Source organism: Bradyrhizobium sp. YR681, assembly GCF_000282615.1.
GTDB lineage: Bacteria > Pseudomonadota > Alphaproteobacteria > Rhizobiales > Xanthobacteraceae > Bradyrhizobium.
On record NZ_AKIY01000053.1, the window covers coordinates 1 to 9,405 of the forward strand.

Annotated in this window: 8 protein-coding genes; 1 reads left to right on the forward strand and 7 read right to left on the reverse strand. The window is 66.3% G+C overall.

Annotation, left to right across the window (positions count from 1 at the left end):
• Positions 1–1,072: dihydropyrimidinase (gene hydA, locus PMI42_RS07145; RefSeq protein ID WP_008132053.1), on the reverse strand; the 1,072-nt coding region annotated here is incomplete at its 3' end.
• 56 nt (positions 1,073–1,128) lie between these two features.
• Here hydA and PMI42_RS07150 point away from each other — a divergent pair.
• A complete protein-coding gene (locus PMI42_RS07150; protein WP_008132055.1) occupies positions 1,129–1,782 on the forward strand; it encodes an aspartate/glutamate racemase family protein in 654 nt (217 codons plus the stop codon).
• A gap of 5 nt (positions 1,783–1,787) precedes the next feature.
• Here the strand turns inward: PMI42_RS07150 and PMI42_RS07155 are convergent, their stop codons facing one another.
• The 6 genes from PMI42_RS07155 to PMI42_RS07180 form a co-directional block, all read right to left on the reverse strand.
• The gene (locus PMI42_RS07155; RefSeq protein WP_008132057.1) at positions 1,788–2,456 is read right to left on the reverse strand and encodes a flavin reductase family protein; all 669 of its coding nucleotides are present in this window, start codon (positions 2,454–2,456) and stop codon (positions 1,788–1,790) included.
• A 5-nt stretch (positions 2,457–2,461) separates the two neighbouring features.
• Positions 2,462–3,394: an N-carbamoyl-D-amino-acid hydrolase gene (locus PMI42_RS07160; protein ID WP_008132060.1), complete on the reverse strand. Its 933-nt coding sequence runs from the start codon at positions 3,392–3,394 to the stop codon at positions 2,462–2,464.
• A 103-nt stretch (positions 3,395–3,497) separates the two neighbouring features.
• Entirely contained in the window at positions 3,498–5,180 is a 1,683-nt protein-coding gene (locus PMI42_RS07165; protein ID WP_008132063.1) for a long-chain-fatty-acid--CoA ligase, read from the reverse strand.
• Positions 5,177–6,472, reverse strand: coding sequence for an aminotransferase class III-fold pyridoxal phosphate-dependent enzyme (locus PMI42_RS07170; protein ID WP_008132065.1), 1,296 nt, complete (start codon positions 6,470–6,472; stop codon positions 5,177–5,179). The genes PMI42_RS07165 and PMI42_RS07170 overlap by 4 nt, the downstream gene beginning before the upstream one ends.
• A gap of 11 nt (positions 6,473–6,483) precedes the next feature.
• A complete protein-coding gene (locus PMI42_RS07175; protein ID WP_008132067.1) occupies positions 6,484–8,064 on the reverse strand; it encodes a hydantoinase B/oxoprolinase family protein in 1,581 nt (526 codons plus the stop codon).
• Positions 8,061–9,405 (reverse strand): hydantoinase/oxoprolinase family protein (locus PMI42_RS07180; protein ID WP_008132069.1); only part of this gene is annotated, 1,345 nt, incomplete at its 5' end. The genes PMI42_RS07175 and PMI42_RS07180, both read right to left, overlap by 4 nt.

A 9,405-nucleotide genomic window follows, 5' to 3' on the forward strand; every position in this document is an offset into this window, starting at 1 on the left:
CGAACAGCAGCGGCAGCCGCAGCTCCAGTCCCGGCAGGCCGTTCGCGACCTGCTTGAAGTTGGGATTGGGGCCGGCGCGCAGCTTGCCGGTCTCGTCGTAACGATACGGCGCATGATCCGACGAGATGGTCTGGAGATCGCCGAGCGACAGCGCCTGCCACAGCGCCTCCTGGTCGGCATGCGTGCGCGGCGGCGGACTGCACATCCACTTGGCGCCCTCGGAGCCGGGCTTGTCGAGATCGTTTGCGGTGAGGAACAGATATTGCGGACAGGTCTCCGCAAACACCTTCAGCCCTTGCCCGCGCGAGTCGCGGATCACCTTGGCGCCCTCGGCCGTTGAGACATGGAAGATCATGATCGGCTGGTCGATCAGCGCCGCCATGCCGATCAGCCGGGTGAAGGCTTCCGCCTCGGAGACGCGGGCGTGGCTGACGGCGTGGTATTTCGGCATGGTGTAGCCGCGCGCGAGCAGCCGCTTCACCATCCAGGCGATGATGCCGTGGTTTTCGGCGTGCGCGCACAGCATCGCGCCGGACTGGCGCGCGGCCAGGAGAATATCGAGCAAGGGCTCGTCATCGACCTTGAGGCGGTCGTAGGTCATGAAGATCTTGATCGAGGCATGGCCCTGCTTCACCAGCGCCGGGATGTGCTCCTCGACCGTCTCCCTGGTCGCATCGGCAATGATCATGTGAAAGGCGTAGTCGATCACGGCGCCCTTCTTGGCGAGCGCGTGATAGTCCTCGACCACCTGCGGCAGCTTCATGCCGACATGCTGGGCGGCGAACGGGATGACCGTCGTGGTGCCGCCGAACGCGGCGGAGACGGTCGCGCTCTCGAAGGTGTCGGCGTTCATGATGCCGGCCGCGGACAGTTGTTCGATATGGGCATGGCTGTCGACGCCGCCCGGGAGCACCAGCTTGCCGCGCGCATCGATCTCGCGCTTGGCTGCCGGAAGCCCCCTGCCGATGGCTGCGATGGTCTCGCCGGAGATGGCGACATCGGCCTCGAAAACATCGGTCGTGGTGGCGACGCGTCCGCCGCGGATGATCAGGTCGTAAGTGGGTTCAGTCATGAGGCACTCCGTGATATGCCTGAGGCAGGTAGTCGTAATTTCAAGGGAAGACCAGCATGTCCCGGCCGCGCATTCTCGTCATCAATCCGAACTCCAACCCCGCGGTCACGCAAGGGCTTGAGGAAGCCTTGCGGCCGCTGGGCTTCGAGGGCGGGCCGGAACTGGTCTGCCAGTCGCTGGCCGAAGGGCCGTTCGGCATTGAAAGCCAGGCCGATGTCGACGGCGTCGCGATGCCGCTGCGAAAGCTGGTCGAAGGCGACAACAGCTCCGCGGCCTTCGTCATCGCCTGCTACAGCGATCCCGGGCTCCAGGTCTGCCGCGAAGGCACCGACCGCCCCGTGTTCGGCATCGCCGAGTGCGGCGTGCTGACGGCGCTCGCCCGCGCCGAGACCTTCGGCGTTATCGCGATTGCCCAGCGCTCGATCCCGCGCCACATGCGCTATCTCAGGCAGATGGGACTGACCGAGCGCCTCGCCGGCGAGCGGCCGCTCAACATGAGCGTCGCCGAGACCGCGTCCGGCGAAGGCACGCTTGCAAAAATGATCGAGGTCGGCCGCGCGCTGCGCGACGAGGACGGCGCCCGCGCCATCGTGATGGGCTGCGCCGGCATGGCCCGGCATCGGCGGCCGCTGGAGGACGCGCTTGGTATTCCGGTGATCGATCCGACACAGGCGGCCGTCACCATGGCGCTCGGTACGGTGCAGTTCTAGGCTCACTAGGCGTCCTTCAGCTCTTTGTCGTCCTGGCGCGCGAGCCATTGCGCATGGCTCTCGCGGACCAGCGCAAACGTATCCCGCTGCGTCGTGTAGAGATTGCCGAACATGCGGCCGATCGGCCGGTAGGCGTCGAGATCCACATACATGTTGGCTTCATCGACGAGGCCCTCGCGGGCGTGAATCCTGAGCACCTCGCCGACCAGCAGCTCGCGGTCGGGCGAAAAATTCAGCACGACATGGCGCCGGCATTCCAGCGCGAACGGTGCGGCCGCAAGACGCGGGACCTTCACATCGACCGAGGGAAGCGTGGCGAGCCCGGTCGCCGCGACTTCGCTGTCGCCGGAGGGGAAATCGACCGCGCAGTCGTTCATCGCGCCAGACAGCGCCTCATCCACCATGTGCACCACGAACTCGCCGTCGCGGTGGATGTTGCGGGTGGTGTCCTTCGGCGAGTGATCAGGCTTGTGCTGGAGCCCGAGCACGATCAGCGCCGGGCTTTCGGAGAACACGTTGAAGAAGCTGAACGGCGCGGCATTGACCGCCCCGTTCTGGTCCAGAGTCGTCACCAGCGCAATCGGCCGCGGCACCACCACGCCGCAAAGCAGCTTGTAGCGATCGCGCGGATCGAGCTCGCGCAGCGGAATGCCTGATGTGCCCTTCTCCGCCATCGGCGTCACTTCTCCGGGGGCGGCACCGCGCCGGTCTGGCTGGTGATCAGTCCGTAATGCTCGATGCGGCGATGCCGGGCGAAATCGAAGATCGTGGTTTTGCCGAAAGTGGTGGCATCGAGGTCGCAGGCGTGAACCAGAACCTCGTCGTCCTCGGTCTTGGCCTCGGCGACGATCTCGCCGTTGGGATCGACGATCAGGCTGCCGCCGAACAGCGGATGGCCATCCTCATTGCCGGCCTTGCCGACCGCGACGACCCAGGTCGCGTTCTGATAGGCGCCGGCCTGCACCGAGAGGCGATTGTGGAACAGGCGCTTCTCGACGCCCTCCTCGCTCTTCTCGGCGTTGACCGACGGCGTGTTGTAGCCGATCAGCACCATCTCCACGCCCTGCAGGCCCATGACCCGATAGGTCTCGGGCCAGCGGCGGTCGTTGCAGATGGCCATGCCGATGATGCCGCCGAGCTCGCGCCAGACCTTGAAGCCGAGATCGCCCGGCTCGAAATAGCGCTTCTCCAGGTGCTGGTGCGAACGCTTGGTGTCGTATTCCACATGGCCCGGCAAATGGACCTTGCGGTATTTGCCGACGATCTTGCCGGATTTGTCGGTCAGGATCGCGGTGTTGAAGTGATGGCCGTCAGGCGTCAGCTCGGCATAGCCGAAATTCATCGCCATCTGGTGCTGCGCCGCGCGTTCGAACAGCGGCTTCGTCGCCGCGTTCGGCATCTCGCGCTCGAACCAATTGTCGAACTCGGCCCGGTCCTCCGCGTACCAGCGCGGGAAGAACGTCGTCAGCGCCAGCTCCGGATAGACGATCAGGTCGGCGCCCTTGCTCTTGGCTTCGTCCATCAGCGCGATCATGCGCTTGACCACGACCTCCCGGCTGTCGGCCTTCTGGATCGGGCCCATCTGGGCGGCGGCGACGTTGACGATACGCATCAGAAAATTCCTGATTGATTGGCGAGGCTGGGGATTGCAGCTTCAAGGGGGTGGCGCGTGCAGCATACCGCGGTCTGGCGCCGGTTTTCCAGACAAGCAGTTTTCATGCCGTCCGCCCCCATTCGGCGTCCTGCAAAAGCCGCCAGTTGATCTTGTTGCTGGCGGTGCGCGGCAGGGACTCGACGAAGACGACCGCACGGGGCGCCTTGTAGCTCGCCATCATGCCGCGCGCCCAGCCGATGATGTCGTCCGCCGACATCGTGGCGCGAGCGGCTTCATCGAGCACCACCAGCGCCTTGACCGTCTCGCCGCGATAGCCGTCCGGCGCCGAAATGATGCAGCACTCCCGGATGGCGCGATTCCCGTACATCGCCGCCTCGACCTCGGCCGGCCACACCTTGAAGCCGCTGACATTGATCATCCGCTTCAGCCGGTCGACCGCAAAGAAATAGCCGTCGGCATCGCGATAGCCGAGATCGCCGGTGCGCAGGAACCGCTTTCCCGAGAGTTCGATGAAGGACTCTGCATTGGCCTCGGGCCGGTTCCAATAGCCCTGCAATACCTGCGGCCCGTGCACGACGATCTCGCCGACGACATTGTCGTCAAGCTCGATCAGGCTATCGGGATCGACGACCCGCGCATCGGTCTCGTGCACGGCAATGCCGAGGCATTGCCGCTTCGGCGCCGCCATTGGATTGATATGGGTCGGCGACATCGTCTCGGTCATGCCGTAGCCCTCGACGAAATCGAGGCCGAAACGTCCCTTCAGCCGCTCCGCGACCGCGGTCGGCATCGCCGCACCACCGCCCGTCAGCACCTTGAGCTTCGCAAAGCATCGGTCACGAAAGCGCGCGCTGGCGAGCACGTCGACGATCATGGTCGGCGCCGCGTTCCAGAACGTGACGCCATAGGTCTCGAACAGGTCGGGCAGCAGGTCCTTGTCCCAGCGCGCCATCAGGAGCAGCGTCGCGCCGGCGACCATGGCGCCGTTCATCGAGCCCTGCATGCCCGCAACGTGGAACAGCGGCATGAAGCCGGTCATCACGTCGTCAGCGCCCATGCCATACCAGCGCGCCTGTAGCACAGCGGTGAACAGCGCGCTGCGATGGGTGTGCATGCACGCCTTGGGCTTGCCCGTCGTGCCCGACGTGTAGGGCAGGATCATGAGGTCGTCCGGACCTGCCTCCATCGCACGCGGCTGCAAGCCTTGCGCGGTCGCGGAGGACCAAGCGTGCCAGCCCGGCGACGACGGCACGTCCGACGGCGCCTCAGTCACGCATGACGGCAGCGTATAAGGCGTCGCGACTGGAACTTCATCGCGATATTGCGCGACGATCGCATGCGCGATGGCCTCGCCCACAAGCGGAGCAAATACATCGCCCAGCTCGCTGCCGATGATCGCGACCTTCGCGCCGCTGTCTTCGGCGAGATACGCGATCTCGGCGGTCTTGTTCATGGGGTTCACAGGCACGATCACGGCATCCGCCCGCATCACCGCATAGTAGGCGACGACATATTGCGGCGAGTTCTGAAGCGCGATCATGACGCGGTCGCCACGCTTCACGCCGCACACGCCTTGCAGGAATCCGGCCAGGGCATCGACCCGCGCGCGCAGCTCGGCGTAGCCCAGGCTTGCACCGTAAAACACCGTCGCCGGATGCAAGGGGCGGTCTTGCGCGGCCCGTGCCAGCGCGTCGTAAAGCGTCCCCTCCGGCATCGCCAGATGCCAGGGCTCATTCGCCGGCCAGGCCGGCGAGCGATGGGGCGCTGTGTGATCCGCGCTCACCCGTGCTCCCTGTCTGCGATATCGAGGCCGTGATCGAGCGCATCGAGCAGCAGCATGGCTTCGCGCTCGGAGATCACCAGCGGCGGCGCCAGGAACAGCGAGGTCTGCTCACCGCTGGTGCCAATGACGGCGCCGGCCTCCAACGCCCGCTCCGCGACGCGCGAGGCGATCGGCACCTCGGTGGTGTCGGCATGCCAGGTGCGCCAGTCCGGGCCGTGCAGCTCCACCGTCCAGTGCAGCCCCTGCCCCGCCACGCGCTGCACGCTCGGATGCTTTTGCGCAATCGCGAGCAGGCGCCGGATGAACAGCTTTTCCAGGCTCGCGACGTGTTCCAGAATCCTGTCGTCGCTGACGACCTTCAGATAAGCGCTGACGGCGGCCATGCTGATGGGATGACCGCGCAGCGTGCCGTAATTCTGCCAGCTCGAGCCCTTGAGCCGCTCGACGATGTCCTTCGACACCACCACCGCAGCTACTGCCGCCGCACCGCCGCCGAGCGATTTACCAAGCGTCACGATGTCGGGGCGGCTCTTCGCGCCCTGGAAAGCGAACCAGCGGCCCGCGCGGCCTGCGCCGGTGACGACCTCGTCGGCGATCCAGTACGAACCGGCCTGCCGCGCAAGACGCGCCACCTCGTCCTGATAGGCACCGTCGTAGTAAATGCCGCCCTGCGTGTAGTCGATGATCGTTGCCGCGGTATCCGACAGCAGGCCAGCAGCATCTGCCAGATATTCGCTGGGCGGCGTGTTGTTGGCCGGCCCGCCATAGATCGCGCCATCGGGCGCAGGCAAAATCCGCACCAGCGCCATCGGCGCCGGCAGCTTCGAGCCGCCTGCATGCACGGCGAGACCGCCGTGCCATTGCGGCTGCACCGTCATCGCACGAGAAAGTCCGGTGATGCCGTGATAGGCGCGCTCGCGCGTCGCCAAGGCCGAACGCTGCGTCAGCGCCTGGCACAGCGACAGCGCCATGTCGTTGGCCTCGCTGCCGCTGATGCAGAAGCGAACCGCGCCGACCCAATCCTCTTCGCCGTTGAAGGCGGTGGCCATCAGATCGTCGGCAGCCTGCTCGCGACCGACCCAGGTCCAGCCTTCGTTGACGACCGGCGTATCGGCCGCGCGGCGGATCGCCTCCACCATCGCGGGATGGCGATGGCCGAGCCCGCCGCCGGTGTTGCTGCCGTCGATCAGCTTGCGGCCGTCCGACAGATGGAAATAGACGCCCTCGCCGCCGACCACAGCCATCGGCGCGGCCTCGCCCGCGTTCAGTCCGGTTCGCAACAATCTGCTCATCGCGGGTCCCCTCACTTCGCAGCCGCGGCGCCGTAGCCGCCGCCGCCGCACATCTCGATCGTGACGAGATCGTCTTGCTGCAACACCAGATTCGACTTGCCGTCGATGGCGACGTTTTCGCCCTGCCTGACCAGCGAGATCCGGCAGGCTTGGCCGGACTCGCCACCCTGCATGCCGAACGGCGCAATCACCATGCGCTCGATGCAGGTGGTCAGGTGCATCGAGGGAGCCAGGATGCGATAGGTGCGAACGGAGCCGTCGCCGCCGCGATGAGCGCCTGCGCCGCCGGAGTTCCAGCGAATGGCCTGCTGCTCCAGGCGAATGGCATAGCTCGCCTCGATCACCTCGACCGGCGTGTTCGAGGTGTTGGAGAGATGCACCCGCGTCGCCGACATGCCGGCACGATCATGCCGCGCGCCTTCGCCGCCACCGTGGACTTCGTAAAGCATTTTCCAGGAGCCATTCTGCCGCGGTTCGGCAAAGAACAGCACGCCCGCGGTGGTCGCGCCGCCGGCCGACAGACGTTCCGGAATGGTGTCCTGCATCGCGCGGAAAATCGCATCGACGATGCGCATCGACGTCTCGTGGTTGCCGGCGGCGACGGAGGCCATCCAGCCGGGCTCCAGGATCGAGCCCGGGCGTGTGATGATGGTCAAGGGCCTGAGCGCGCCCGCGTTCTGGTGCATGTCACGCCCGCTCATGATACGGGCGGCATAGGCCACCGCCGAACGCGCCATGAACGGCGTCGTGTTGCAGAAGTTGGAGACGCGGTCGCAGCTCCCGGAGAGATCGAAGGTCGCCTCGTCGCCTGCGATCGTGATCTTCACATGGATGCGCGCGGGTGCGTTATTGACGCTGCCGTCGTCGAGATGGTCCTCGCCTTCGTAGACACCATCCGGCAGCGCGCGCAGCGCCTCGCGCATCTCGATCTCGGAGAGATCGTGCAGGCGCGATTGCGTCGCCGTGAACACCGCCTTGCCGTGTTCGCGGCAGAGCTCGACAATGCGCTTCTCGCCGGCCTTGGTCGCCGCGATCTGGGCGAGCAGATCGCCCTCGCAGGATTCGGGGTCGCGGACATTGGCCTTGAGCAGCTGCACGATCGGTGTGATGACGCCGGCTGACGTTGCGATCAGCACCGGCGGAATCCGCATCGCCTCCTGGAAGGTGTCGATGGCTTTTGCAAAATAGCTGCCGGGCCAGGTGCCGCCGATATCGGGCCAGTGCGCAAGGCTGACCGCGAAGGCCACGATCTCGCTCTCGAAGAAGACGGGCCGCACCACCTTGACGTCGTTGAGATGATTGCCGCCGAGCGCGCCGACATTGTAGATCACGACGTCGCCGTCGTTCAGGCTGCCGCGCGGCATCACCTTCAACAGCTCGGGGATGGTGTAGGCCATCGCGCCGAGATGGATCGGGATGTCGCGGCCCTGCCCCACCAGGCCGCCATGCCCGTCGGTAATCGCGGACGAGAGGTCGCCGGCCTCGCGCAGCAACGGCGAGCGCGCCGAGCGCGTCATGACGAGGCTCATCTCCTCGGCCGCGGCCGAGAGGCCGTGCCTGATGACTTCGACGACGAACGGATCGAGCTTCATGCCGCCCTCCGCGTCAGGAAGAGATTGCCTGATACGTCAGGCCTGGCCTGCCAGCCGGGCGGTACCACCACGGTCGACCATGCGTCCTCGATAATAGCCGGGCCGCTGACGATGTCGGTCAGCGAGGCGCGGTCGATGATCGCGGTCTCGATCTCGTGCAAGCCGTCAAACGAGCAGATGCGCTTGCCTGATGACACCGCCCTCACCGCTGTCGCCGGCCGGCTGACCACGGTCGTGGACGGGCGACGCGCCTGCACGCGCACGGATTCGATGACGCAGGGCTCGCCCGTCGCATAACCGAACAGCTCGTGATGCCGCGCCAGAAAGTCCGTCTTCAGCCTGGCCACATCCAGCGGCAGCGTGAACGGCACCGGGATGGCATCGTTCTGCGCCGCGTAGCGCATCAGCGCCACAAGCTCGACCTGGATCTCCGCCTGCGCAACGCCATTGGCGATCAGCGGCGCCGAGGCATCCTCAATCAACGTCCCGATCCGCTCCGACACGCGCGTAAGGTCGATCCCGTCGAGGGCCGCGCGAAGCGTCTGTTGCTGAAGAAAGCTGAAATCGGCGGTGAGACAGCCCAGCGCCGAGAACGCGCTGGACGCGCTGGGCACCACGACCTCTGCGATCCCGTAGAGGTCGGCAAGCCCCGCGGCATGCATCGGGCCGCCACCGCCAAAGGCGAGCAGCGTGCAGTCACGCCCGTCGATCCCGCGCTCGACCGTGACACGGCGCAGCGCGCGGGCCATGGTCGCGTTGGCAACCTTGATAATGCCGAGGGCGGTTTCGGTGAGGCTCAGGCCGAGCGAACGCGCGATCGGTTCGATCACGCGCCTCGCGGATTCGATGTCGATCCCGATCCGGTCGCCAAGTTTCGTCTCGGGATTGAGATAGCCGAGCACCGCATTGGCATCGGTGATGGTCGGCTCAAGGCCGCCGCGGCCGTAACAGGCCGGGCCCGGCTCGGAGCCGGCGCTCTCCGGTCCGACCGTCAGGCCGCCCGGGCCATTGCGTACGATCGAGCCGCCGCCCGCGCCGATCGAATGAACCGCGAGCATCGGCTGACGCAGCGGCTTGTCACCGAGCATGCGGCCGTCGGTCATCTCGGCCTGGCCGTCGACGATCAGGCAGACGTCGGTCGTGGTGCCGCCCATGTCGAAGGTCAGCATCCGCGATGTGCCGAGCTGGCGCGCGATGCTGACGGAGGCCGAGACGCCGGCCGCCGGGCCCGACATCGCCATCACCAGCGGCCGCCGCTTGACCGCCGAGATCGGAATCATCGCACCGGCGGAATGAAACACCTGCAGGCCGGGGCCGATCGGCAGGCGCTGCTCCAGCTCG